Source organism: Paenibacillus sp. CMM36 (assembly GCF_053570945.1).
Map to the genome: position 1 here is coordinate 1 of NZ_JBSEDY010000013.1, position 25,885 is coordinate 25,885.

30 protein-coding genes and 1 pseudogene are annotated in these 25,885 nt (G+C 46.6%); 25 read left to right on the plus strand and 6 right to left on the minus strand.

Features of this window, described 5'->3' with window-relative positions:
• Nucleotides 1-112: 112 nt before the first annotated feature.
• The 3 genes from ACWA2B_RS21430 (at nt 113) to ACWA2B_RS21440 (ending at nt 1,083) form a co-directional block, all read left to right on the plus strand.
• Entirely contained in the window at nt 113-280 is a 168-nt protein-coding gene (locus ACWA2B_RS21430) for an aspartyl-phosphate phosphatase Spo0E family protein (RefSeq protein ID WP_071558834.1), read from the plus strand.
• A 109-nt stretch (nt 281-389) separates the two neighbouring features.
• Nucleotides 390-584: a Rha family transcriptional regulator gene (locus ACWA2B_RS21435; protein WP_029517081.1), complete on the plus strand. Its 195-nt coding sequence runs from the start codon at nt 390-392 to the stop codon at nt 582-584.
• A 124-nt stretch (nt 585-708) separates the two neighbouring features.
• Nucleotides 709-1,083 carry a DnaJ family domain-containing protein gene (locus ACWA2B_RS21440; RefSeq protein WP_342435063.1) on the plus strand — a complete coding sequence of 125 codons (375 nt, stop codon included), beginning with the start codon at nt 709-711 and terminating at the stop codon, nt 1,081-1,083.
• Nucleotides 1,084-1,147: 64 nt separating this feature from the next.
• Here the strand turns inward: ACWA2B_RS21440 and gluQRS are convergent, their stop codons facing one another.
• A complete protein-coding gene (gene gluQRS, locus ACWA2B_RS21445) occupies nt 1,148-2,143 on the minus strand; it encodes a tRNA glutamyl-Q(34) synthetase GluQRS (protein WP_069010245.1) in 996 nt (331 codons plus the stop codon).
• A 314-nt stretch (nt 2,144-2,457) separates the two neighbouring features.
• Here gluQRS and hrpB point away from each other — a divergent pair, with 314 nt between their 5' ends.
• From hrpB to ACWA2B_RS21470, 5 genes are all read left to right on the plus strand, one after another.
• Nucleotides 2,458-4,986 carry an ATP-dependent helicase HrpB gene (gene hrpB, locus ACWA2B_RS21450; RefSeq protein WP_449292603.1) on the plus strand — a complete coding sequence of 843 codons (2,529 nt, stop codon included), beginning with the start codon at nt 2,458-2,460 and terminating at the stop codon, nt 4,984-4,986.
• Between the two features lie 118 nt (nt 4,987-5,104).
• Nucleotides 5,105-5,692, plus strand: coding sequence for a general stress protein (locus ACWA2B_RS21455; RefSeq protein WP_029519034.1), 588 nt, complete (start codon nt 5,105-5,107; stop codon nt 5,690-5,692).
• Nucleotides 5,693-5,962: 270 nt separating this feature from the next.
• A complete protein-coding gene (locus tag ACWA2B_RS21460; RefSeq protein WP_029519036.1) occupies nt 5,963-7,135 on the plus strand; it encodes an acyltransferase in 1,173 nt (390 codons plus the stop codon).
• 315 nt (nt 7,136-7,450) lie between these two features.
• Entirely contained in the window at nt 7,451-7,813 is a 363-nt protein-coding gene (locus ACWA2B_RS21465) for a helix-turn-helix transcriptional regulator (RefSeq protein ID WP_013310011.1), read from the plus strand.
• Between the two features lie 19 nt (nt 7,814-7,832).
• Complete coding sequence (locus ACWA2B_RS21470) at nt 7,833-8,837, plus strand: Gfo/Idh/MocA family protein (protein ID WP_029519037.1); 1,005 nt, start codon at nt 7,833-7,835, stop codon at nt 8,835-8,837.
• 114 nt (nt 8,838-8,951) lie between these two features.
• Here the strand turns inward: ACWA2B_RS21470 and ACWA2B_RS21475 are convergent, their stop codons facing one another.
• Entirely contained in the window at nt 8,952-9,521 is a 570-nt protein-coding gene (locus ACWA2B_RS21475) for a TraR/DksA C4-type zinc finger protein (RefSeq protein WP_029519038.1), read from the minus strand.
• A 144-nt stretch (nt 9,522-9,665) separates the two neighbouring features.
• On the opposite strand from ACWA2B_RS21475, the gene ACWA2B_RS21480 reads away from it, so the two are divergent.
• The 7 genes from ACWA2B_RS21480 (at nt 9,666) to ACWA2B_RS21510 (ending at nt 13,739) form a co-directional block, all read left to right on the plus strand.
• Nucleotides 9,666-10,043 carry a DivIVA domain-containing protein gene (locus ACWA2B_RS21480; RefSeq protein ID WP_023988297.1) on the plus strand — a complete coding sequence of 126 codons (378 nt, stop codon included), beginning with the start codon at nt 9,666-9,668 and terminating at the stop codon, nt 10,041-10,043.
• A gap of 97 nt (nt 10,044-10,140) precedes the next feature.
• Nucleotides 10,141-10,575: an Rrf2 family transcriptional regulator gene (locus tag ACWA2B_RS21485; RefSeq protein ID WP_029519039.1), complete on the plus strand. Its 435-nt coding sequence runs from the start codon at nt 10,141-10,143 to the stop codon at nt 10,573-10,575.
• Nucleotides 10,576-10,599: 24 nt separating this feature from the next.
• Nucleotides 10,600-11,100: a metallophosphoesterase family protein gene (locus ACWA2B_RS21490; RefSeq protein ID WP_029519040.1), complete on the plus strand. Its 501-nt coding sequence runs from the start codon at nt 10,600-10,602 to the stop codon at nt 11,098-11,100.
• Nucleotides 11,101-11,135: 35 nt separating this feature from the next.
• Nucleotides 11,136-11,462: a (2Fe-2S) ferredoxin domain-containing protein gene (locus ACWA2B_RS21495; RefSeq protein ID WP_318626615.1), complete on the plus strand. Its 327-nt coding sequence runs from the start codon at nt 11,136-11,138 to the stop codon at nt 11,460-11,462.
• A gap of 130 nt (nt 11,463-11,592) precedes the next feature.
• Nucleotides 11,593-11,871: a hypothetical protein gene (locus ACWA2B_RS21500; RefSeq protein WP_318626614.1), complete on the plus strand. Its 279-nt coding sequence runs from the start codon at nt 11,593-11,595 to the stop codon at nt 11,869-11,871.
• Between the two features lie 106 nt (nt 11,872-11,977).
• The gene (locus ACWA2B_RS21505) at nt 11,978-12,580 is read left to right on the plus strand and encodes a nitroreductase family protein (protein ID WP_029519044.1); all 603 of its coding nucleotides are present in this window, start codon (nt 11,978-11,980) and stop codon (nt 12,578-12,580) included.
• 235 nt (nt 12,581-12,815) lie between these two features.
• Nucleotides 12,816-13,739, plus strand: coding sequence for an NAD(P)/FAD-dependent oxidoreductase (locus ACWA2B_RS21510; RefSeq protein ID WP_165147417.1), 924 nt, complete (start codon nt 12,816-12,818; stop codon nt 13,737-13,739).
• Between the two features lie 10 nt (nt 13,740-13,749).
• On the opposite strand, the gene ACWA2B_RS21515 is transcribed toward ACWA2B_RS21510, so the two are convergent.
• Both ACWA2B_RS21515 and ACWA2B_RS21520 read right to left on the minus strand, forming a co-directional pair.
• Entirely contained in the window at nt 13,750-14,079 is a 330-nt protein-coding gene (locus ACWA2B_RS21515; RefSeq protein ID WP_069010239.1) for a hypothetical protein, read from the minus strand.
• A gap of 142 nt (nt 14,080-14,221) precedes the next feature.
• Entirely contained in the window at nt 14,222-14,542 is a 321-nt protein-coding gene (locus tag ACWA2B_RS21520; protein ID WP_007430161.1) for a winged helix-turn-helix transcriptional regulator, read from the minus strand.
• Between the two features lie 290 nt (nt 14,543-14,832).
• Between ACWA2B_RS21520 and zwf the strand changes: the two genes are divergently transcribed.
• The 8 genes from zwf to ACWA2B_RS21560 all read left to right on the plus strand — a co-directional run bounded on the left by zwf (nt 14,833) and on the right by ACWA2B_RS21560 (nt 22,688).
• On the plus strand, nt 14,833-16,335 hold the full coding sequence (gene zwf / locus ACWA2B_RS21525; RefSeq protein WP_449292604.1) for a glucose-6-phosphate dehydrogenase: 1,503 nt from the start codon (nt 14,833-14,835) through the stop codon (nt 16,333-16,335).
• A 54-nt stretch (nt 16,336-16,389) separates the two neighbouring features.
• Nucleotides 16,390-17,283, plus strand: a complete 894-nt coding sequence (gene gnd / locus ACWA2B_RS21530; RefSeq protein WP_029519049.1) for a phosphogluconate dehydrogenase (NAD(+)-dependent, decarboxylating) — start codon at nt 16,390-16,392, stop codon at nt 17,281-17,283.
• A gap of 156 nt (nt 17,284-17,439) precedes the next feature.
• Nucleotides 17,440-18,114 carry an SOS response-associated peptidase gene (locus tag ACWA2B_RS21535; RefSeq protein WP_449292605.1) on the plus strand — a complete coding sequence of 225 codons (675 nt, stop codon included), beginning with the start codon at nt 17,440-17,442 and terminating at the stop codon, nt 18,112-18,114.
• Nucleotides 18,115-18,494: 380 nt separating this feature from the next.
• Nucleotides 18,495-19,703 (plus strand): MFS transporter, encoded by a 1,209-nt coding sequence (locus tag ACWA2B_RS21540; RefSeq protein WP_165147410.1) that lies wholly within the window; start codon nt 18,495-18,497, stop codon nt 19,701-19,703.
• 55 nt (nt 19,704-19,758) lie between these two features.
• On the plus strand, nt 19,759-20,205 hold the full coding sequence (locus tag ACWA2B_RS21545; RefSeq protein ID WP_165147407.1) for an OsmC family protein: 447 nt from the start codon (nt 19,759-19,761) through the stop codon (nt 20,203-20,205).
• 69 nt (nt 20,206-20,274) lie between these two features.
• Nucleotides 20,275-21,360 (plus strand): lactonase family protein, encoded by a 1,086-nt coding sequence (locus ACWA2B_RS21550; protein ID WP_039273468.1) that lies wholly within the window; start codon nt 20,275-20,277, stop codon nt 21,358-21,360.
• Nucleotides 21,361-21,849: 489 nt separating this feature from the next.
• Entirely contained in the window at nt 21,850-22,005 is a 156-nt protein-coding gene (locus tag ACWA2B_RS21555) for a hypothetical protein (protein ID WP_023988309.1), read from the plus strand.
• Between the two features lie 173 nt (nt 22,006-22,178).
• A complete protein-coding gene (locus ACWA2B_RS21560) occupies nt 22,179-22,688 on the plus strand; it encodes a hypothetical protein (protein ID WP_029519055.1) in 510 nt (169 codons plus the stop codon).
• A 147-nt stretch (nt 22,689-22,835) separates the two neighbouring features.
• On the opposite strand, the gene ACWA2B_RS21565 is transcribed toward ACWA2B_RS21560, so the two are convergent.
• Entirely contained in the window at nt 22,836-23,462 is a 627-nt protein-coding gene (locus tag ACWA2B_RS21565) for an FMN-dependent NADH-azoreductase (RefSeq protein ID WP_029519056.1), read from the minus strand.
• Between the two features lie 291 nt (nt 23,463-23,753).
• On the opposite strand from ACWA2B_RS21565, the gene murI reads away from it, so the two are divergent.
• The gene (gene murI, locus ACWA2B_RS21570; RefSeq protein WP_209948066.1) at nt 23,754-24,557 is read left to right on the plus strand and encodes a glutamate racemase; all 804 of its coding nucleotides are present in this window, start codon (nt 23,754-23,756) and stop codon (nt 24,555-24,557) included.
• Between the two features lie 98 nt (nt 24,558-24,655).
• Entirely contained in the window at nt 24,656-25,519 is an 864-nt protein-coding gene (locus tag ACWA2B_RS21575; protein ID WP_165147401.1) for an aminoglycoside phosphotransferase family protein, read from the plus strand.
• 37 nt (nt 25,520-25,556) lie between these two features.
• On the opposite strand, the pseudogene ACWA2B_RS21580 reads toward ACWA2B_RS21575, so the two are convergent.
• A pseudogene (locus ACWA2B_RS21580) lies at nt 25,557-25,834 on the minus strand (MFS transporter); the annotation flags it as partial.
• Nucleotides 25,835-25,885 lie beyond the last annotated feature (51 nt).

Genomic DNA, 25,885 nt, shown 5'->3' on the forward strand with positions numbered 1-25,885 from the left:
CAAAAAAAAAGTGCCTCTGGAATTCCAGAAGCGCTTTTTTTTGGTAAGCGTATTTTAAAAAAAATCCAAAAATTTACGTTTTGCATTAAGATATGACACAGAAGGGGGAATCATGCTGATGAATCCAGGTGTGACTTTACTTCGTGTCGAACGGGCCAGAAAAAGACTGTACCAAGTCCAGAAGAAATACGGATTTTTAACGCATCCCAAAGTGATTGAACAATCCATGAAACTGGATGAACTATTGAATCAATACCAAATATACAAAATGAAATCCTAACAAATGAGTTCATGCCATATTGCTAAAGGAAGAGCGTGAAATCCAATCTCCAAACCCCAATCAAAATCCTAAATCCTAAACCTTATACTATGAAGAGGTGATAACGTTGTTGAACAAACGAAATCCTGTAACCCCTTTTGGCTGGAAAATCAAAGAAAAGCTAGTCGAGAGGCAAATGGATCAGAGAACATTTTGTGATACCTACCATATTCCTGCTAGCCGCTTGTCTAATCTCATTCATGGAACACGTAAGGCCAAAAAATATAGAGTACAAGTATCTCAATTGCTGGGGATCGAAGAATAACTCCCTTTCTCTTTTATGGATACAAGACATCCTAATGATATGTAAGCTACAGTGGCAAAGAACTCCGGGTTTATTTAATATAGATTATACATAGGATGCTTAATACAAGGAGTGGAAAGGGTCGATGGGAATGTTCTCCAGAATGGCAGAGCAGAAGATTGCGGAGGCGATGGCCAAAGGGGAATTTGATCATTTACCGGGAGAGGGCAAGCCACTGGTGATCGAGGATTTGTCACATGTTCCAGAGGAGCTGCGGATGTCGTACAAGCTGTTGAAGAATGCAGGCATTTTACCGGAAGAGCTTCACCTGCAAAAGGAATGTGTCCAGCTACGTGATTTGCTTCACGCTTGTCATGAGGCGGGAGAGCAAGAGCGGATCAGTCGCAGGCTGACTGAAAAATCACTTCGTCTCCGTATGCTGCTGGAGGAAAGAGGGCTGAATACGTCGTCTGTATTTTATGAATATGAGTCCGCTATGCGTAAGCGACTGGAGGAATAGAAACAAGAGGAGCGAAGGGCGGAAGGCCCTTGCCCGTACACTTTAATTTCTACGCTTTACCTCATTACTGTTGCAGTGCAGATAATCTCGTGAGGCATTGCTTCGTCAGGATGACGGATTCTTTGGGCAGTTTGTCTAAATGAAAGTCATCGATTAAATCTACTGCCTTCACAGGCTCGGGTGAATCCAGCAGCCCTGAAAAATAGGCGAGCCAGCCAATGACTGCTTCCGGTGAGACCCCTTGTCGACGCATGGCTCGGAGTGCTACGCCACCATGTCGTTTGGCCAGCCTTCGTCCATCAGGGCCTAGGACAAGGGGAACGTGTGCGAAACGTGGCGGCTGCAAGCCCAAAGCTTGGTACAGCAATAGCTGACGGGGCGTTGAATCGAGAAGATCATACCCGCGGAGTACGTCGGTCATATGCATATCCGCATCATCGACAACGACAGCCAGCTGATAGGAAAACATGCCGTCCGCTCGTTTGACGATAAAATCGCCGCCTTCTGCCGCACCGAAGGTCACATGACCTGCTACCTGATCATGAAACGAAATAACGGCATCTGGACTTTGCGGTACTTTAAAGCGAAGTGAAGGGAGTTTATGCTGTGCTTTGGCTACGGCATCTTGAGAGCTAAGATTACGACATGCCCCTGAATATGCGGGTCCTTCACCAGACAGTCCATGTGGAGCATGAGAGGCAGCCAGAATGTCAGCCCGACTGCAAAAACAAGGATATAGCAAATCATGCCCCTGTAGCTTCTCCAATGCAGATTGGAAGCGATCCAGCCGCTGGCTTTGAGTGTAGGGACCGTAGGCACCGCCTACGTCGGGTCCTTCGTCCCAGTTCAGACCGATCCAGCGCAAATCTTCCATTATCCCTTGCGCCAACTGGCTGCGAGCTCGCGTCATATCAATATCTTCCATGCGCAAAATATAGGTTCCGCCCAGGGAACGAACGTGCAGCCAGGATAATAAGGCGGTACGAGCATTTCCTAAGTGTATCCATCCCGATGGTGTTGGGGCAAATCGCCCTCTGATGGGTTGGGCCTGTAATTCCATACGAAAGTGACCTCGATTCTGTGTTCCGTCCTTCAGCAATCCATATCAACTATATTATAAAACGATCTTGCCGTGAGTGCATCCCGATAGGTATAGAAGCTAAAGACGAAGCATACATAGCCGCGATGATCAGACGGGAAATTTAAATATCTGTATAATAGATTTAGAAGAATTATGTATGACAGACCGAGGAGAAGTTCCAGAGGGCAGCTTAACCTTTTCTATTCAATAATTACAGGTAATGAAAAATTCACAATAATAAAAGAACTAAAACTTAGATTCTACGCATCAAGCGTATCATTGGAGAGATTTCATTGACAGATAAACAACTGCCTATTATGCAAGTGATCCCCGAGCTTAAACATACACTGCAATCTCATTCGGCGGCGGTACTGATTGCACAGCCGGGAGCGGGGAAAACGACGGTAACACCGCTGGAGCTACTGCATGAGCCGTGGCTGGTAGGGCAAAAGATAATTATGCTGGAGCCGAGGCGTTTGGCAGCACGTGCAGCAGCAGCACAAATGGCAAAAACGCTGGGAGAGCCCACCGGAAAGACGGTGGGCTACCGGGTTCGCATGGATACAAAAGTAGGGCCAAACACGCGGATTGAGGTGGTTACGGAAGGCGTACTCACCCGGATGTTGCAACATGATCAGGCGTTGGAGGGAGTCGGGCTGATTATGTTTGATGAGTTTCATGAGCGCAGCCTGCATGCAGACTTGGGATTGGCACTTGCCCTGCAAAGCCAGGCGCTGCTGCGACCGGATTTGAAGATATTGATCATGTCTGCCACCTTGGAGGCAGAGCCTGTATGTAGACTATTAGGGGATGCGCCATTACTGAAATGTCCAGGCACCGTATTTCCGGTAGAAACCTTCCATATGTCCAAGCCTTCGTCAACCTCATTAGAGTCCTTTACGGCTGAGACAGTAGAAAAGGCGCTTCATGCTCATGAAGGCGATCTGCTGGTGTTTTTACCAGGGGCCAGAGAAATTCATAGAACGGAACGAGAATTGGCTTCAAAGCATTTACCAGCACACGTCAAAGTAATTCCGCTGTACGGCAGCATGAAGCTGGAGCAGCAGGATGAGGCAATACGACCATCGGCTTCGGGCAGTCGAAAAGTGGTATTGGCCACCTCGATTGCCGAGTCCAGCTTGACCATCGCCGGGATCGCGGTGGTGATCGATAGCGGACTGTCGCGGGAATCGTTGTTTTCCGCGCGAACTGGCATGAGCCGTTTGACTACCGTCAAGGTGTCCAAGGCCTCCGCCGACCAGCGGCGCGGACGGGCGGGGCGTCTCCAGCCGGGCGTATGCTACCGGATGTGGAGCGCGCAGGAGCATGCAGCGCTCCCCGAAGCCAGCCGCCCGGAGATCGCGGCGGCGGATCTGGCCCCGCTCGCGCTGGAGCTGGCGGCCTGGGGCGTGCGCGAGCCCGCCGAGCTGGCCTGGCTGGATGCCCCGCCTGAGGCCGCGTACGGCCAGGCCACAGGTCTGCTGCACCAGCTCGGCTGTCTGGATGCAGCAGCCGATGGCACTACAGGCGGCATTACCGCGCATGGGCGCGAGGTGTCCGCCCTGGGCACGCACCCGCGCCTCGGGCACATGCTGTTGCGTGCTGCGGCACTCGGCCTGGCACCAACCGCCAGCCGTCTGGCTGCGCTGCTGCAAGAGCGGGACCCGTTCCGCGCCCATGGCGGAACGGATTTGCGCCCGCGGCTGGATGCCCTGCGCGAGGCGACCCATGCCCGCAGCACGCACAGCCTGCTGCGGACGGCAGACGATACGGTGATTCGCCGTATCGTGCAAGAGAGCCGGCAGTTGCTAGCCTCGCTGCCGACAGTAGTCGCAGCGCAGGACGAGCCTGACGGCTCCGCGGCTTGCGGGCTGCTATTGGCCTTTGCGTATCCGGATCGGATCGCGCAGGGCCGAGGGGACGGCCGCTTTTTGCTTAGCGGCGGCCGGGGCGCGCGACTCCGACAAGTGGAGTGGATGTCGCGTTCATCCTATCTCGTCGCCGCCGAAGTGGACGACGAGGGAGCAGATGGTGCCATTCAGTTGGCGGCACCGGTTGAACTGCAAGAGCTGACCCAGCATTGCAGCGATTTGTTGCTGGAACAAGCCAGCGTATACTGGGATAGCTCCGCCTCAGCAGTGAGAGCCCGCAAGGTACTGCGACTGGGCTCACTCGTCTTAAAGGAAACGTCCTATGAGCGACCTCCGGCAGAGGAAGTTGCTGCCGCCTTGATGCAGGGTGTCCGTGAACGCGGTCTGAAGCTGTTGTCATGGAATCGGCAAACCCTCCAGTTGCAGGCTCGTTTGATTTTTATGCACTTCTCAGCGCCTGAAGACTGGCCGGACTGCACGGAATTGGCATTGCTGGATTCACTGGAATCGTGGCTGTTGCCTTTTGCTCTAGGAGCCAAAAACGTATCCGATCTGCAACGGCTGGACAGTGCTGCATTGCTGCTTGGCAGGCTGGACTGGGAACAGCGGCAGCAGCTTGATCAGGAAGCGCCGACGCATATCCGTGTACCCAGCGGTTCCCGCATTCCTGTCGATTATTCGAATCCTGAGGCACCAGCGCTGGCCGTACGACTACAAGAATTGTTCGGTATGAGGGATACGCCTCGTATTGGACGCGGACGTGTGCCCATTGTATTGCATTTACTGTCACCTGCCCAGCGACCTGTCCAAGTGACATCCGACTTGTCCAGCTTCTGGAGCGAGGCTTATTTTGAAGTCAAAAAGGACCTGAAAGGCAGATATCCCAAGCATTATTGGCCGGATGATCCACTGGAAGCTGTGGCGACCAACAGAGCAAAGCCAAAGCGTTAAATAGAAGCTGTTTTATGCTAATCGACTTTTTGAATTTTTGTAAAATCGTTTAAACGTCATAATAGCGGGGTAATGAAAAACGAACCACTCAACACTAAAATATTGGGAGGCAACTATCATGGCTAATAACTTAAACGATTATAATGAAAAGAAGATTGTTGGTGTTTTTGATACAGAGCAGGAAGCATCTCGTGCGATAGGACAATTGCAGAGCAAAGGAATCCCAAGCAGTGAAATTTCTGTGATCACCCGTGACCGTGACGAGTTGAGGACGATTAGTGAAGAGACAGGCACCAAAGCACCGGAGGGTGTAGCGACCGGTGCGGCTACCGGCGGCGTTGTAGGCGGCGTTGCTGGGTTGCTGGCGGGCATCGGGGCCTTGGCTATTCCAGGTATCGGACCAATCCTCGCTGCTGGACCTATCGCGGCTACCCTTACCGGAGCAGCTGTCGGAGCGGGAGCAGGTGGCTTGGTCGGTGGACTGGTCGGGCTGGGTATTCCGGAAGATGATGCACGTCAATACGAGACTTACGTCGATCAGGGCAAGATTTTAGTGCTGGTGGACTCCGCTGACCATAACAGGGATGTTTATGATATTTTCCGCACCAACCGTTCGCTGAATGCGGATCGTTACAGAACGTATGATGATACGTTGGCAGACACGCCGCGTACAGATGCATACACAGATACGAGAAGGAACCTGTAAAAACCTAACGGCTAGTTGAGAACGTGATTTAACAGGCTTTCCTATCTCCTTTGTATATGGGTTGTTTCTACAGCAGCAGTCTCCCCGAGAGGGAGGACTGCTGTTTTTACATATTTGTGGATCATAGAATAAATCTGAGATAAATGATGCTAAGCTTGCCGTTGGCACGTTTAACCTTCTATATATTTTTACAGAATTGTCGTTATAATAGATTGAGGATTTTGAAAAAATCCTGGATTTATAAATTGCTAGATGTAACAGGAGAGTGGCATGAGTCAAAAAGAGAGAATTTCCGAAGTCGCTTTGCTGAGAGGGCTGGCTTTTGCGGCCGTTGTTCTTCAGCATTCCGTCGCACACTATGCGGTTGCGCAGGGGGCGCGCGTCCAGGACGGGGTATTGATGACACTTTTACTGCTGTGTTCCAAATTTGCAGTTCCTGTGTTTGTATTTATCACTGGAATGGTGCTATTTTACAATTATGATGGAGCCTTAAAGTACGGAACGTTTTTACGTAAAAGATTCCTGGACATCATCGTTCCTTATATCATATGGTCTCTTTTATACGAATTGGGAAATCAGCTTGCTCAAAGTGGAGGATATATTCACCCGCTGGATTTTTTCCAGAAGCTGTTGAACGGGAAAAGTAGCTATCATCTGTGGTACATCGTAATGATTATTCAATGTTATGTGTTATTTCCTGTGTTTCGTTATGCTGTCCGTCGTTTGTCTGCGCTACTGCCATCAACATGGCGACCCGCTGCATTGGCTGTATTCGGCGTGCTATATATTTTGCTCATGTTCGCCGTTGGACCCGTATACCAAGCGATGGATAAGCTCCAGCTTCCGGTCATTACCTCTTGGTTTACCCTGTATGCTGACCGGAATGTGATCTACTTTTTCTTTTATTTTGTGCTGGGAGCGGCAGCCGGGATGAACGTCAAGCGTTGGAATGCATGGGTAACCAAAGCACAAATGATATACTGGCCGTTGTTTATCGTAATTACTGGCTACTTGCTGTATGAGATGATCGGTCAGTTCCAGACACCGCAAGGTACAGTTCTTTCCTTTAACTATTTGTCTCTGCTGCGTCCGGTCATGGCTGTATATTGCGTCGCGTCTATTTTTGTAGCTTATCGGGTAGCGACGTGGATTGCTCATAAGGGGGGACGTGCGGCGAGTATGCTGACGGCCATCGGAACGTTGTCCTATGGAGCGTATCTCATGCATGCCTTTATGCTGCGTGTGACCTATTATTTTGACGAGACGTTGTTTGCAGACTGGAGCCACGTTCTTCGTATGCTGGCTTCATTCGTTCTCTGTATGATCTTTTCCGTTGCCGGAACATGGCTGCTGGCACGTTTGCCTCTGGGCAAATGGATCGTGGGGCTTCGGGTTCGTCCTCGCCCGACTGGGAGTCCGCCAGCCGTACAAAAGCAAGCTTGATTTGATAATCCAATCACATATGTTCACAAGAGTATCCCAAAGCCAAGAAATAAGGCCAAGGGATACTTTTTTAACTGATATTATATTATTTCAACATATGAAAAGTTCATAATAGTAAACCATAAACTCATTTCTCAGCACTTCGCACACTACTCTATATCGCCTCATTCTATATCTCTCGCCATCTTAAAACAGGTCACAAGGGATGGAGAGTTCTCATAAGCTCTCATATCATCAAAGGAAATAGTCTATGGACGCAGAGTGGTTTATAATGGAAGGTAAAGTGTATGAATAAGGTGTGGAGGAGGCTGTGAAATGGCGTTTATGATATCCCAGCGGGCTTTTATCAAAATTTATCTGATCACAATGGTGGAGAGGCATCGCGGTTATGGATATCAGATGCTCGAATCGATGAAGGATGAGTTTAGTGGGTTTGGATATGTTCCGCCTCAGAGCGAAGTTTACCGGGCGCTGCATGAGCTGGTACAGGAAGGCGTTTTTTACCGTACCAAGCGATTGAAAGGAACAGACCCGCGCGTGGATTTTCAGGAGATTGTACTCTATCACTTTACAGATGATGGGGAGGAGAAAGCCCGACTGTACAAGAAGCAGGTCAAAGCTGATTTGGACCGTTGCTTAGGTATGCTGCACAAAGCGGAACAAGACAACTATTCCTAACCACGAAAGGATGAGAATGATGGGTAGAAAGCTGAAATGGGGAATTTTAGGCACTGCGGAGATCGCCCAAATCGCTGTAATTCCTGCGATTCAGCAATCCGAACGCGGAGAAGTGCTTGGGATTGCTAGTCGTAATGCGGATAAAGCCGCTGAGGCCGCCCGGGAGTTCGATATTCCAAAAAGTTATGGAAGCTATGATGAACTGTTGGCTGATCCCGAAATCGGAGCGGTGTACATTCCGTTGCCAAACCATCTGCATGAAGAGTGGACCATTCGGGCGGCGGAGGCTGGGAAGCACGTTTTGTGTGAAAAACCATCTTCTCTTAGCTCGGCCGGTACAAGCCGCATGATTGAAGCATGTCAACGTGCAGGAGTGATCTTTGCAGAGGCTTTTATGTATCGTTATCATCCCAAACATCGAAGAATTAAGGAAATTATCAATAGTGGGGAAATTGGTGACATTCGCGGCATCCATTGCACGTTTACGTTTAACAATACCGATCAGGCAGATAATGTGCGCTTTAATAAAAACATGGGCGGCGGCTCGCTATATGATGTGGGTGTCTATCCGATATCAGCCGCTCGTATGTATTTGGATCGGGAGCCGGAGGCAGTGACGGTACATGCCTTATTTTCCCCGGAGCATGACAACGTCGATATGATGGCTTCCGGCTTGCTGGAATTTCCGGGTGGAATCAATCTTACTTTCGATTGTGGCATGTGGGCAGCCAATCGTTCCAACATGGAAATTCTCGGTAGCAAGGGTACGATTGCGATGCCCAAAATGTTCGGCTGGGAAAGAACGTCTGTGGTACCGCAAATTTTCGTCCACGTCGGTTCGGTTACGCGTGAGGAACGTCTGAAAGGTTTTAATTCTTTTGAACTGCAAGCGGATGCTTTTGCTAAAGCAGTGCTTGACGGTGTCCCGTTGCCGTATGAGCCAGAAGATGCGGTGAGCAATATGAAGGTGATCGATGCTTGTATTGAGTCAGCTCGCAGTCGGAAACGGATAGAAATTGGATAAGCGGTGTACCGTATTCCTAGAAGATCTAAAAAAGCAGCCTTGTCAAAAGGACAAGCTGCTTTTTTAGATGACAAATACATAGGTATTTTCAATAAGTCTTTGGGCATTCGAGCATCACATATTTTCATCATAATCTGTGACATCACGCTTGGCGGCAGTTGCAGGTGAGTTCGATGTACCGTATTTTTCCACGGCGTCCCATGCGCCCGCATCATCAAATCGTCCTGCATTCCGTTGGCGAACCTCACCTGCACCCTTGGGCGGCGGAGTCATGACCTGTTCCTCTACCGGACGGTCATTCGATAATTCTCGAGTTGGCGTGTGCTCGACGGTATAGGCTGTATATGGAATGGCTTGTAACCGTTCAAAAGGAATTTCTTCCCCGCTCTCCACACAAATTCCGTATGTCCCATCCTTTATCCGCTGAAGGGCTGCATTGACTTGCTCCAGCTCGTCTTGCAGCGAATCATTAATCGCCATATCACGGGACCGTTCAAAGGTTTCTGTCCCTATATCAGCGGGGTGATTGTCATAGGACGAGAGCTCACCTGTGGAATCTGTCAGTGTTTCTCCCAATTGAGCGTTTGCCTGACCGTTTTGTTCAAAATGCTTTTCTAAATCCTTTTTCTGCTCCAACAACATATGTTTCAGCTCTGCAAGCTGCGAATCGTTCAAATGATTCATGATCATCTCTCCCCTTCGTGGTCTGTATAAGTGACACGTATGCTCTTTTATACCCGTTCATAGGGCCGGGCAATCAGCAGAGACTTTTATTCCCAGCCTAGAATGTGATATAAAAAGAATAGTGTGTTAAGGAGGGAATAACCGATGGATGAACATATGAAGCGTCGTCTGGATAAGCAAAAGCAGTTGTTTAAACAACTGGGCATTCAGCTGGACGCGCTCTCCATTCATGAGAAACAGTTTAAGAATAAAATGCGGGGCTATGATCCGGACGAGGTAGATGCCTTTCTGGATGAAGTGATCAAGGATTATGAACGCTTTTATGCGAATATAGCCGACCTGATGGACAAGTGGCAGGAGCAGCAGGCAACCATACGTGATTTGAAAAATGCACCCAAGCCAGCGGCCGACCTTAATGGACTTGACCGTCGTCAACTGGAGGATATCGTAAAACAGTTGGAATATAGTGTGCGCCAATTAAAGGTGCGAGTACGTCCTGAAAATGACTATTTTCCGGAGTAAGGTGCAGTTAGCACTGTGTTGGTGCCTCTATTGTGGTATGATGGAAACAAGTATTTTATCAAACATTTAATGAGGCACACACATAAAGGTGGTTAACATGAGTACCCATTTTTCCGTTAGTATCCATTGTCTGCTTCTTCTGGCTGAAGGGGCACCGGAGCGAATGACATCGTCACTTATAGCTTCCAGCATCAATACAAACCCGGTAGTTGTGAGAAGGATTATGAGCCGCCTCAAGCAAGCGGGTTTGGTTGATTCATCGCCTGGAGCACGCGGCTTTCGTCTAAGCATGTCCAGTTCAAACATCAATCTGAAAATGATCTATGAAGCGACTAAGGATGAAGGTCCGTTGTTCGCCATCCACACCGATAGCAATCTTAATTGTGAGGTAGGCAGGAACATAGACGCATTGTTGGATGGTTTATATACCGTGGCAGAGCAGAAAATACAGACGTTTTTCGAGACCGTTACGCTGCGAGATTTGGAGCAGGCACTTCAGCAGCGCGTGGGGCAACAAAGTTCATCTGTGTAAAGACGCTGGTAAGGAGCAATTAATATGAAAATCATCGTACTTTCAGACACTCATATGCCGCACAGAGGCAAAACACTGCCTAGTCGACTGGTACAGGAGTTAAAAGGCAGTGACCTCATTCTCCATGCCGGAGACTGGACGGATTGGTTCGTATATGAACGTCTAGCTGAATTTGCGCCTGTGCAAGGCATTGCCGGAAACAATGATGGAGTAGACATCGTGGAGCGTCTAGGCTATCAGCGAATCGTTGAAGCCCAAGGCAAGCGAATCGGCATGGTTCACGGTCACGGCTGGCGAGGCACGACAGAAAATATCGCATTGAATACGTTTAAGGGAGAAACGCTGGATTGCCTGATTTATGGACATTCTCATATTCCGGTGCTCAAAACGATTGACGGTCAGCTTGTCCTTAATCCGGGGTCTCCGACGGACAAACGCGGCCAAGACGAATATTCATTTATCGTGCTGACGATTGAAGCTGGTCAGATGGAAGCACAGCTTGTTCTTTATCCAGATAAACATTGATTTAAAACCAACAACTGTTGATTAAAGGGGAAGCTATGGCTATTTTTGAATTAGAACCAATGAAGCATCATGTATTGATTTGCAATGGAGGCACATGTATGCGACATGAGGGTGAAGAAATTACACAGGCAATTCGGGATGAAATTCGTAAACAAAATGCAGAGGCATATATCCACACGACCAGAACTCGCTGTAATGGGCGTTGTCATGATGCTGCGGTTGTGATCGTCTATCCTCAAGGGGACTGGTATGGTCAAATGACCCCCGACTCGGGGACTCAACTGGTACAGAAGCTCGTAACAGGAGAGAAGCTGGAACCTCATCTTTTTTATGAGTGTACAGGTAAATCCAGCTCGGAATAATCCAATCGACCATCTATAAGAACATGAGTAGAGAAAATCTTTGTAGAGATTTTCTCTTTTTTGCGTTTAATCCCCGATGTGAAAGGTAAAAGTATACTGTGGACACCAATCCGATAGGGAGGGAAGTAAAATGGCCCCATTTGAAGATAACCTGCACGATCAGAATGAGCAGAAAGGACAGACGGGGAAAGGAACAACGGAGTCTCAACATCAGGAACAGTCGATCAATCGAGATCATGCAGAGCAGTATCCAACAGAGCAGGAAAGCTTGTTCGACCGTTTTGAGATCGAGCAGACAGTAGACGCCATTCCTGTAGAGGATTTGAAGATGGAAAGACAGGAGGAGAGAGACAAGGATGCAACCAAGCACACCTCTTCCAGTGAGAAAAAATACAATGGTGGCGTATAATTATCAACTAACTGGTAATATTTAAAAAGAAAACTCTTGACTTTAAGATATATGCAATGTATATTAAGTTACGAAAAGTAATTGATTTTTCTCAGGAGGTAACAAAATGACTAAAGATTTCTTCACAGCTCTGAAAGACAGACGCTCCTATTATGGTATTAGCAAAGAACAGGTCATTTCTGACCAACGGATTCAAGAGATTGTAGAGGAAGCTGTTAAGTACACACCTACCTCGTTCAACTCCCAAACTTCACGTGCTGTAGTGTTGCTCGGAGAGCATCATGATAAACTGTGGAATATTACAGAAGATATTTTACGTGAGGTTGTAGGCAATGAAGAACAATTCAAATCTACTGCTGAGAAAATGAACGGTTTCCGCAGCGGTTACGGAACGGTCTTGTTCTTTGAAGACAATAACGTGATAGCTGGTCTGCAACAACAATTCGAAGCCTATGCGGACAATTTTCCAATCTGGGCTAACCAATCTAATGGTATGTTGCAATTGGTTGTATGGACAGCTCTGGAACAAGAAGGATTGGGCGCATCCCTTCAGCATTACAACCCTTTGATTGATGAAAAAGTGAAAAACGAATGGAACATTCCTGAGCACTGGAAACTGATTGCTGAAATGCCATTTGGTAAACCGACATTCCAACCAGGTGAAAAAGAATTCCAGCCTATTGAAGAACGTGTAAAAACATTTAAATAATTTTCACGATAAAATGACGTTTCAAGTTCAGCCTGATTAGAGCACTGTGGGTATCTACAGTGCTCTTTGCCATTCCATTTTTAAGATATGTAAGCTTTGATATATACAGACACAGCGGTTAATTCATCCGTTAGTGGGTGATATTATGTTTAAAATTGGATGAGAAGTTTACATAGGTGTTATTGCGATTTTATGCAGATGTCTAGGATAACGCGCATTCAAAGGAGGAAAAGTTATGAACTATGATTGCATTATTGTTGGTGGGGGAATTGCCGGATTGCAAGCAGCGATTCAATTGGGGAGATACAGCAGTCATCGAGTTCTAGTGATAGATTCGGGCTATGGTCGATCTACGCTATGCCACCAGTATCATAATATTTTGGGCTTTCCTGACGGAATTTCTGGTGAAGAGCTGCGACGGCTTGGACGTAATGAAGCCACAAAACTAGGTACTGAGTTTATTGTAGGGAAGGCGGTAAAAGCCGCCAAAAGGGATGAGCTTTTTGACATTCAAGTGGAGGAAGGCTCCGTGTATTCGTCAAAGACGCTGCTGTTGGCGACAGGGCTAACGGACCGTTTTCCAAAACTGGATGGGTTACAAGCCTGCTTGGGCAACGGTGTATATGTGTGCCCGGATTGTGACGGTTATGAGGTTCAGGATCGCAGTACGGTCGTCATGGGGGCAGGCAAAGCAGGAGCTTCCATGGCTCTGATTTTATCAGCGCGCACCGATCAACTTGTATATGTCAATCATGAGCGTTCAGAGGTGCCGGACGAGCTGAGCGAAAAGCTGCGGGAAAAAGGGATTGGCTATAAGGAAGCCGCTATTTCTGAGATTATAACCGGAGAACCGGGCTGTTTTGAAGGAGTGCGGCTGGCCGATGGACAAGTAGTTCGAGCAGAGCGGGGCTTTTTAGCTTTTGGCAGCAATCATGTTCATTCAGAGCTGGCAGAGCAACTGGGTGTACATCTGCTGCATAATAAGCACATTGAAACTCATCCTCGCAGCAAAATGACAAATGTGGAAAATGTGTGGGTAGCCGGGGACTTAGGAGTTCATGCCGAGCAAGCGACTGTGGCGATGGGAGAAGGAGCTATGTCAGCGATTTGGATACACAAGGTATTAACGGGTATGAAAACAAAAGTACCGCAGCTCTGAGAGCTGCGGTTTAGAACGATGGGCGTGTACTCGTTGGGAGATGAAGTTCAAAGCGTTTTAATTGATCGCTCATGCCGTACTTACGTAAAATTTCTGTCTGTTTGTTGCCGATAAGATCAAAATGCGGATAGGCCTGACGTTGATGAATATATTGGGGGTCCAATCCGTTATGGTTGCACCATAAGCGCAGCTTGTCCAAATCAGAACATCCCACCTTGGTGACGGTTGTAATGCCTGGAAAGCGATCATCCAGCCAGTAATGTGTCAGAAAAGCAATTTCACCACGACTGACCTCTCTTTTCCAGGCCATAAGCTCCTGCCGGGTAATGCCAAATGCCATCGTTCTCTTCCTTCCTTGGCTCAGACTGAAATCATGAGCTGCTGCGTGGTTGTTCCATTATTTTCGTACTGTAGTCTGTATTATGATCCACATGGGGTAACACAATAACAGGAGACCATGTGTGACGATCTCCTGTTAGAAGTTAAAGCCATCTCTCGGCCCAGCTCTCCACACCATTCAATGCATCACCTAGCTCTTTACCCTTGCGTGTCAGCGAATACTCGGTACGCACAGGCCGCTCTGTGATGACATTGCGAAGGATCAGGCCGGAAAGCTCTAGTTCCTTGATGCGTTCGTTCAGCATGCGTTTGCTAAGATCGGGTATGGAGACGTGAATTTCACTAAATCGTTTGGGATGTTCCATCAAAGTATGAATGATGAGAGCGGTCCATTTTTTGCTGATGATCTGAAAGGACTGTTCCACCTTACCGCACAAAAGCTTAGGCTGCCTGTCGTCGCTCATCTGAATCCCCTCAATTTCATTGTTGTTTTAAACAGTATACTAAAAGTAACTCTGTATACCAATAGTAACTATAACGCTTTGTGTCAACTGTGACATATTTAACATTTTTTTCTCTTTCCTTTCGTCAATCATACCACAGAAAACGTTATCATTACAGGATATATCGAATGTTCACGATTTCGCTAAAATTTGATTGACTTGCCCCTTATTTTGGGTGTATTATGGGTTACGTTAATTCCTCAGGTAACTTTTAATAACCTCATCTTTATAATGGGAAGAAGGAATAATTCATGGATTCAATGACATTTGTCTTATTTGGAGCGACAGGGGATTTGGCTAAACGTAAAATTTACCCTGCCTTGTATAATTTGTTTGTAGAAGGTAAAATTCCGGCTTCCTTTTCTGTAATTGGGATGGGGCGTCGTGAAGTGGCAGACGAGCAATTTCAAAGTAATGTAGAGCAATCCATTAAGGATTTTTCCAGACACGTGAATGAAGACCGCGCACAGATGGATCAGTTCTTAAGTGCTTTCCGTTACAGCGCATTGAACGTCAACTACCCGGAAGATTATAAAAAGCTGCTACAGCTTGCTGAGCAACGTGAAAATGACTTGGGAATTCCGGGGAACCGCATGTTTTACTTATCGGTGGCACCGGAATTTTTTGATGTGATTGCCCTCAATATTCGGGAGAGTGGTTTAGCTGAAACAAAGGGTTGGAAACGGCTCATTATCGAAAAACCATTTGGGCACGATCTGGAATCCGCACGTGAGTTGAATGATCGCCTGAGTAGAACCTTTGCTGAGGATGAGATTTATCGTATTGACCATTACTTAGGCAAGCCTATGGTTCAAAACCTTGAAGCCTTAAAATTCGCTAATCCGTTGCTTCAAGGGATATGGAACAATCAGTACATCGCCAATGTGCAAATTACCGCTTCTGAGACTGTAGGAGTAGAGGAGCGAGCAGGATACTATGATCACTCTGGCGCTATTCGTGATATGGTACAAAATCACATGCTGCAGGTATTGATGATGGCGGCTATGAACAAGCCGGGACATGTCACGGCTGACCAGGTGCGTGACGAAAAAAGCAAGGTTATGGACGCGCTTCGTGCACTTGATCCTTCTGATATTGCTTCCAACGTGGTTAGAGGCCAATATACCAACGGTGAGATCAACGGAAAAGCAGTTCCTTCCTATAAAGAAGAGCCGGATATCGGACCTGATTCGCAAAATGATACTTTTATTTCAGCTCGCCTATGGATTGACAACGAACAATGGTCGGGTGTGCCGTTCTATATTCGTACCGGGAAACGCATGAAAGAAAAATCTACTCGTATCGTCGTGGAATTCAAAAAGGATAGCACAGATCCTTATGCCGCTCTAGGGCAACCGACTGACCCGAACTTGCTGATCATCCATGTTAACCCGGATGAAAAGGTAACGCTGCGTCTGAATAGTAGAGACCCGCTAAACGCTGGTCAACTGGAAACGGTTCTGATGAATTATCATTCCGAGGCCAAGGATGTACCAGAAGCCTATGAACGCCTCATCTTTGATGCACTGCGCGGAGATTCCACCTTTTTTGCTCATTGGAACGAAGTTGAGCTTTCATGGGTGTGGGTTCAACCTGTACTGGAAGCTTTTGCTCGTGGTGAGGTTCCACTACACACGTATGCAGCAGGCTCTTACGGTCCAGAAGCTTCAGATCAAATGTTAGAGGAGCAAGGCTTTACATGGTGGCTGGATGAAAAAACCGAAAGCTCTGAGAAAGCAGTCGTTCGTTCTTAACAGTAACAAGAAAGTATATCCAAAATATGTTTGCTACGGCAGGAGGCCATTACTATGCAAGTAGGATTAATTGGTTTGGGAAAAATGGGTTTGAATCTCGGGAAAAATTTGATTGATCATAAGCATGAACTTGTCGCTTACGACGTCAATGCAGCCGCAATCCAAGAAATGAAGGATTATGGAGCTAAAGGTGCTTCTACATTGGAAGAGCTTGTACAGGCAACTCAATCCCCTAGAGTATTATGGATCATGGTTCCTCACCAAATTGTTGATTCTGTGCTGGATCAGCTTCAACCGATGTTGTCCAAAGGCGACATCATTATTGAAGGTGGTAATTCTCATTACAAAGAGTCTATTGCTCGTCATGCCCGTCTAAAAGAACATGGTATCAGCTTCATGGATGCTGGAACTTCAGGCGGGATGGAAGGCGCACGCAATGGCGCTTGTTATATGATCGGTGGCGATCCGGAAGCTTGGGCGGTTGTTGAGCCTGTTTTCCGCGACACAGCAGTGGAAAATGGATATTTGTACGCAGGTAAATCCGGAAGCGGACATTTTCTGAAAATGGTTCATAACGGTGTGGAATACGGCATGATGGCTTCCATCGGTGAAGGATTTGAAGTGCTGGAAAAAAGCAACTTTGACTTTGATTATGAACAAGTAGCGCGTGTGTGGAACAACGGTTCTGTTATCCGCTCTTGGTTGATGGGCTTAACTGAACGTGCATTCTCCAAAGATGCAAACCTGGACGAAATCCGTGGGGTTATGCACTCTTCTGGTGAAGGAAAATGGACAGTTGAAGAAGCACTGGACATTCAGGCTGCTACACCAGTCATTGCTTTGTCCTTGCTGATGCGCTACCGTTCTCTTGATGCGGACACGTTCAACGGGAAAGTGGTTGCTGCACTGCGCAATGAATTTGGCGGTCACGCGGTAGAAAAGAAGTAATAACAATATAAGCTAGTATCTATCCCCGTAGCTTTACAACTGCGGGGATATTGCTATATGTTTTGGCGTTTATTGGATTTTTGCATAACCTGCATATGCATATTTTTCCTTGCATATCCGCACAATAGGTGAAAAAGGCGGAAGGATGAATAGCAAATGTGCAAAAGGTTTTCGTTATCGGCTGATTTAGATGAGGTAAGGAATCATTTTGGTATACAACGGGTGATGTATTATTACAAAACACGCTATAACATGAGTCCCACCCAGCATGTTCCAATTGTGCTGCATCAGGATGGAGAACGGGTACTTGATGAATTTCGCTGGGGATTTATTCCCTATTGGGGCAAGGATTGTGTCAATGCAGACTTGAATACGGTTCGGGTAAATCCGAGTTATCGCAAGATGGCGGAAACCCGACGCTGTATCATTCCATGCAATGGATTTTATTATTGGCGAAAAGTAGGCAAACGCATGTGTGCTGTAAGGGTGGTACTGCCGGAACAGAAGATGTTTGCGGTCGCGGGGCTATATGAAGTATGGCATGATAGTCGTAAGGAGCCTTTACGCACCTGTACGATGATGACAGTTCATGCTAATACGGATATACGTGAATTCGATACCCGCATGCCAGCTATTTTGGAAGCTGATCATATAGATTCATGGCTGGATCCGTCTGTCCAGAACATAGATGAGCTGCTGCCTCTATTGCGCACGTATGAGCAAGGCGACATGAACATCTATCCAGTGACCCCGCTGGTGGCCAATGATGAACATGATAACCGTGAATGTATTCAGGAAATGGATTTGCAGTGGTCCTGGATTAAACCTTAAACGTATGGAGATTTTCATCCATTATTGATCATAAGCTTCCCGCCACCTGCATAGGTATGTATTGGGGAACAAGCGTCATGATCCGGGGAGAGGGGAAACGGCCGAAGGAGTATCTCATATGGGATGGAGGCGATTGGAATGAGTAACGATACACTCATCCAGCTGCTGGTGCTCATGGTGACGATCATCGGTCTGGTCCAAAACCGGTAAGTGGCAGGTTCCAGAAGGCGGGAGAATTGCCGTAGGCAATCTTCCGTTTTTTTCTGTGTTAAAAAGCTCGCAGATTAAGGAAGCTTACGGTACAATAGATGCTAGGCTACAGGTGACAAGACACCTGAATATACGTCTACATACGATATATTTTTAAGGGAGAGCGAATCATGAGTGACTTAACTTCATTACCACCAGCCAAAAAAAGAAAATTGCTGTTCAGCGCAGGGCTTAGCTGGCTGTTTGATGCTATGGATGTGGGGCTGCTTTCATTTATAGTCGCAGCGTTGGCAAAGGAGTGGCATCTGGGATCTGAGCAAATTGGACTGCTGACTGCAATGAATTCGATAGGAATGGTGTTCGGAGCCGCTTTGGCGGGGATTTTGGCTGATCGTTACGGCAGACGCGCCATATTAGTGTGGACATTGTTGATCTTTTCTATTGCCAGCGGCTTATCAGCTTTGGCGACAGGCCTCGGAATGCTGCTGGTGCTGCGTTTTATTGCTGGTGCAGGCTTGGGCGGGGAATTGCCGGTTGCTTCGACGCTGGTGTCAGAATCAGTGCCTGTGAAAGAACGAGGGAGAGCGGTTGTGCTGCTGGAAAGCTTCTGGGCGGCAGGCTGGATCCTTTCGGCTCTTATTGCTTATTTTGTTATTCCAAAGTATGGTTGGCAAATGGCATTTATTCTCGGCGCAGTACCTGCGCTGTACGCTCTTTATCTGCGTAGAGCTATTGATGATTCACCGCGTTACAAGCTGCAAAGCGTTAAACTTCCGCTGCGTGCACGATTGGCTTCGATTTGGTCGGGACCTAATCGCAAGTCTACGCTGATGCTGTGGATTTTATGGTTCACAGTTGTATTTTCATACTACGGCATGTTCCTGTGGCTACCGAGCATTATGTTTATGAAAGGTTTCGAACTGGTTAAAAGCTTTGAGTATGTGCTGATCATGACGCTTGCCCAACTCCCAGGTTACTTTACCGCCGCCTATCTAATTGAAAAGCTGGGCCGCAAATTCGTACTGATCATCTACTTGCTGCTCACAGCCGTGTCTGCCATTTGGTTTGGCACCTCGGAAACGGCGGGAATGCTGCTAGCTGCTGGTATCTGCTTGTCCTTTTTTAATCTCGGTGCATGGGGAGCCATGTACGCCTATACACCAGAATTGTACCCGACATCCGTACGTTCAACCGGTGTGGGTATGGCGGCTGCGTTTGGTCGTATTGGAGGCGTTATCGGGCCTTTTGCAGTCGGTATACTCGTAGGACAGGGCGTAGCGTTACCATCTATCTTTGTGATTTTCTTCGTAGCTATCTTGATCGGAGCAGCGGCTGTATGGTTGCTGGGTACGGAAACCAAAAATCAGGAGATTGACTAACCTTTACATTCACCTGTGTGAAGATTCATAATATAAGAGAGAGGAGTGACCTGAAATGGAGCATACCTTTCTGCTCAAGGCAGACTGGAACGGGGGGCGCAACAGTGACGGTCGTATTGAGGCTGGACAGTTGCGGACTGCAATTTCGATCCCGGCCGAGATGGGAGGGCCTGGTGTGGGCACCAATCCAGATGAAATGCTGCTCGGTGCCGCCGCTACCTGCTATTTGATTACTTTGGCGGCGATGATGGAGCGCGCGAGTCTCCCGGTGGCGTCACTGGCGCTGGAATCCGAAGGGATTGTCGATGTAACGAACAATATTTTTACATATCGCCGAATTGTGCATCGTCCGCAGGTTCAATTGGCCGCCGATGCGACAGAATCGCAGATCGAACAAGCATTGCGACTGGCAGAGCAGGCAGAAACCTCATGCATGATCTCGCGTGCTGTAGCGGGAAATGTGACGTTGTCCACAGAGCCCGTGGTGGAGCGCGTCTCTTAAAGCGATATCTGTAACAGGAGCAATCATTCTAATTGCCCATCATTTTTTTAATCCAAGGAGGACACAACCATGACAGCGCAACAAAAATTGCTCGTATTCGCAGGCTCTTACGCCGAATTGGAAGGTAACGGAGTTTATTCGTATACTTTTAATGAACAGACAGGAGCACTTACACTACAGGATGAGTTCTCCGGCTTGAAAAATCCTACATTCCTGAATGTGGACGTCAAAAATCGGAAGCTGTATTCCATTGGGGAGACGACTTCTGCTGCAGGAGCAAAAGTAGGCGAAGCTTCTGCTTTCGAAATTGATCCAGTTAAAGGAACATTTACATTGCTGAATCGTGCGGAAAACGTGGGTGCAACAACTTGCCACATTCAGCGTGATCCATCTGATCGTTACCTTATTGTAGTCAGCTACCACGGAGGTATGGTGGGACTGGTGTCTCTGACTGAGGACGGACGTATTGGTGAGTTGCTGGATGTTAAACAGCACGAGGGCAAAGGAGCGCACCCTGAACGTCAGGATCGTCCACATCCACATTCCAGTTTCTTTAGTCCAGATGGTCGCTTCCTGTTCGTACAAGATCTCGGTCTGGATCTGATCCGTGTTTATACCATTGATGACAGCAAAGGACAACTGGTGCTCCATGGTGAAACGAAAACCCATGCAGGTGCAGGTCCACGTCATTTGACGTTCCACCCAAATGGTAAATTTGCTTTTGTCATTAACGAAGTGGATTCTTCCATTACTTCTTTTGCATATGATGCAGAGGCTGGTAAGCTCACTGAGCTTGAGAGCGTACCGACATTGCCGTCTGACTTTACAGGTGAAAACACAACTGCTGAAGTTGCAATTTCGGAGGATGGAGCTTATCTGTACGGTTCCAACCGTGGGCATGACAGCATTGTGGTATACGCTGTAGACGGAGCAACTGGCAAGCTGAGCTTGGTGGAGCATGTATCTGCCGAAGGAGAGCATCCACGCCATTTTGCATTGACTCCAAATGGTAACCATATGCTCGTGGCCAACCGCGACACCAATAACATCGTTACGTTCAAAGTGGACAAGGCAAGTGGACGCTTGACCTACACCGGGCAACAAGTAACCGTGTCCAAGCCAGTATGCGTACAGCCTTTTTACTTTTCTGTATAAAAATTAGGAAATGCCCCCAGATTTCTTGTTTGTATGTTCAAGGGTAGAAATCCAGGGGCAAAGGCGAACGCTCCGCTGCTTTAATGCTTTGACAGCCATTGAATATGTATATGTTGATGGTACTAATAGATTAACCAAGCATAGAAAAATTGTTAGTGAAAACGGCTCGTAGGATAACCTACAGCCGTTTTTATTTTAGGGCTTAGTCATTTCTAAAGAAGTCACTAACTACGAAAATAAACTAAAATTTTAAGGTTACAAATAAGATACGAATAATATCGGTAGGAAAAGGGTACATATGTTATAAGCGGGACAAGAAGCCCTCAAGCACTCCGATAATGTAAATCTAGGACAAGCATTGTGAGTTCCATATAAGAGGTAGAGGCTTTAAATAAAAGTATTATATTTGACCTACCATCTGTTCGCGTAGTGGGCCACACAAATCGACAGCGTTGGATTGCATGTATTTCTACAGGAGGAGGAATTCTCATGAAAATTATCATTACACAAAAGGAAGCCGTCGACAAAGGAATATGGACAGAGATCATGGGGATGTTTGCTGTAACCAAAGAGGACGAAGTATGGCAAAATGAGGAGTTTATTCTCACCGAAGAACAGGCACGTCAGGTCGGGTTATTAAGATAGCAAAGATAAATAGGACATGTTATCAAGTTTTAAGACCAAGTCTTAAAAAATCGTAACTTCTTTTTTATGTATCTGATACACTTTTTAACCGTGCAACGTTTATGATAAGTACACAAGGGTAATGAAGCTTACAGACACCGTGTACATACCCAAACGGCAAGGAGAGATCAGACATGATGAAACTAGCTTCGAAATGGACCGTATTGGCTTTAATGATGATGCTGATTACGACGGCAGGAGCAACAGCGCAAGGCTACACGCCTGTCGCAGCTGCTGAAAATCAGGAGACCGTATATATAAACCAAATGGAGATTCGTGACGGACAAATTTATTTGTCGGCAGACCCGATTGAATGGTATGAAGGCGCGGCGGCAGACAAAGCATTTGTGGAGCATGAAGGAAATACAGGATTGGATGGAGCGCCGGATGGCTACTACATCGTAAACAATTCCGTGCAAAATGACGTGTATCAGGTTGCACCAGATGCTTCGGTAGAGGTGCAGATTTATGATCACACGGGTAACATAGAAGATACAGACGTACAATGGAACGAATCGATTCCGCTGACACAGTTTGAGAAGGATTTTGCAAAAAAGGACGTTCTGGACCTCAGTCAATTTCCATACCATGTTACGCTTCGTGACGGTAAAGTTGTAAAAATCGTGCAGCAATTCATTCCTTAAAATAGAAGTAATCGTAATCTCATATCACAAACACGTGCTTCACTTGATTACAGATCAGGGGAGCACGTGTTTTTATATTTTATAACAAAAAAGAGGATATCCAGCCCATATAGGGCGCGGATATCCTCTTCCCTTCATAATATATGATTAGAACGATTTTGCTGTGTCTACTGCACGTTGTACAGCAGAAGCAACGATTTCTTGTGCTTGATCTGGAGCTTGGTTATGTCCTTCCAGTACAACCTTCACGATGTCTTTCACGCCGAAGAAGGTTAAAATGTTACTCATGAAGTTCAAGGACATTTCAGCTGCAGCAGCTGGTCCTTCGGAATAAACGCCGCCTCTTGCATTCAACAGGGCTACTTTAGTTTCAGTTACAAGACCCACAGGACCCTCAGCAGTGTATTTGAATGTTTTACCAGCTTGGTTCAGGTAGTCAATGTACGTATGCAGTACAGCTGGAATCGTCATGTTCCAGAGCGGGAAAGCAAATACGACTTTGTCTGCTGCCAGGAATTGATCCAGGTAGCCATTAGCGATGTTTGCCAGGCGAGCTTCTTCTGCGTTCAGCTCCATGCCTCTAGCGGATTTGAACGTGCCGTTGATCATGTTAGCGTTCAAATAAGGAAGCTCGACGGAGAACAGGTCCAGCTCAGTGATTTCATCAGATGGGTGGGAAGATTTGTAGCTTTCCACGAATGCGTTATACAATTTAACTGTTGCAGATTCTTCAGCTGTACGATCATTAGCTTTGACAAATAATACTTTAGACATAATTTATTTCCCCCTAAGTAAGTTGAATAAGTAAGTTAAGTTAGTAAGTTACCATGTAATATTACAATATAAAGATAATATCTGTCAACGCTTTTATATTAAATTTACTTTGAAAAGCTACTTTATTTTTTACACTGTAAAATTCAAGTGTTTCTTTTGCAAAATATCAGTTTTGCGGTAAAATTTAAATGTAAAGTCTAATGAAGAGAATAGTTTAAGTAGGCGAAGAAGGAAATGAACATGGTGCCAGCAAGATTTGGCACCATAGTTGAATGAAAAAAGGTGAGTAGCTTGAAGATAGGTTTTTTTGATTCAGGATTGGGTGGAATTACAGTATTGTCCGAGGCACTAAGACGTTTGCCAAACGAAAATTTTGTATACATGGCGGATACCCTTCATGTGCCTTACGGGACGAAAACTCCCCAAGAGGTGCTTGGTTATGTCAAGGCTTCAGTGCAAACGATTCTAAACGAAGATGTTAAGGCACTGGTGATTGCCTGCAATACGGCTACAAGTATCGCGGTTGCGGAGCTAAGGAAGGAATATCCTATTCCGATTATTGGTATGGAGCCAGCTGTGAAGCCAGCGGTCGAGATGAACCGGGCTAATGGTAAAAGAGTTCTGGTGTTAGCCACACCATTGACGTTGAAACAATCTTGTTATGCAGCACTCGTATCCAGAGTTGACGATCATGGGAGCGTGGACTCACTACCTCTGCCGGAGCTAGTACATTATTGCGAACAGTTGAATTTTGACCGGGCAGAAATGTCCGCATATTTTAACCGTGAGTTGTCTTCGTTCAATCTCGACATATATGGTACGGTGGTATTGGGATGTACTCATTATCCTTTTTATAAGGAAATTCTAAGGGAACTACTGCCTTCTCATATTCAGTTAATTGACGGGAGCCAGGGAACAGTTAGACGGTTGAAACAGGTGTTGTCTGAGCGTAATTTGCTGGAACCTTCGCCAAAATCCAGTCCATCGCAGGCGGGACACATTACATTTCTATGTTCTAGTCAGGATGAGGCCTATGTGCGTAAGATGGAGCGGGCGCTTGAAATCTATACGGAGCATGAAAAGATTTATTTTTAAAAGAAGAGCGGCTGGCGAACGTGTGGGATTATCTTAATGAAATTATCCAAAAAATCGCCAGCCGCATTGTGGATCAGACGCACGGAGGGAGGCGTGAAATGGACGTTCAACTAATCCTGAATGAGCTTTATGCAGCAGGCGTGCTTGAAGGCCATATGCAAAATCTCAAACCGCTGACCGGCGGTACTTCGAGCGAAGTGGTTGTTGTCATGGATGGTACCAGGCCTCGATATGTGATTAAGCAAAATGATCATGCGATTGTAAAAGCCGAGGCGGAGTTTTTACATACCTATGTACAGATTGAGAAACTATCGCGTTTGGTTTATGTAGATCCGTTGCACCGTTATTTGGTATACACGTTCAGGTCAGGGCTCACACAGTATCATGGACGAAACAAAAGCAATTTGTTGCTTCATCTGGCGACGGAGGTGATCTCGCACTATAAGCCTTTTGGTGAGGAACGTCATTATGGTTATCCGGACCACCCGTTTGTGGAATGGAAAGATTTTCTGCTGCACAGAACGAAGGAATCTGGAAAGATCATACAAGACATTTTACCCCGTGAGGATCATCGTTTCGTTCATACCCTTGTGGCTGGATCGCCGCAACGGAATATTAAATATTTGCTTCATGGCGACTGTGGAGTACATAATTTTGTGTTTAACGAAAATGGCACATTGACGGGTATTATTGATCCTGATCCCGTGGTGGGAGAACCCCTATATGATCTGATATACGCCTTTTGTTCTTCACCGGATAGGCTGACCATCGATACCATTTTGCCTTCCTTAGAGAAGCTTGAGCCGGAGATGACAGGGGAATACGAGCTAAACAGGGAAGTGTTACTGGGACTATATTTTCGTATAGCCACCTGCATTCGTCATCATCCGGAAGATCTCGATCAATATACAGAAGCGTGGGCCTATTGGCTGAACAGGATTCGCTGTAAGGAAGAGGGATAAAAGCATACAAGGAAGGATCATATTTTCTTTTCGGTACATCAAAAAACTTGATTTTTAACCCAATGCAGATAGATGCAAGCACAGAAATAATACTCCACTCCAGGTAATCAGGTGTGTTCCCATCTGTGATAGAAACCATCCGCCTAAGGTGGTGCCAATCGTGACACCTAAATTTGCAAAGGAGACAAACAAGCTATTAGCAAATTCAGGTGCTTCTGAGGCCTCCGAAGTTAACCAAGTTTGACTTACAATCAGGCCGCCGGTAAAAAAAGCCCCCCATATAATTATTATTATAATCATGGGAATGTAGTAAGCTCTTTTGGGAAAAACTTTGCAAGAGAACGTTTCCATTATTCAGCGTCGGAG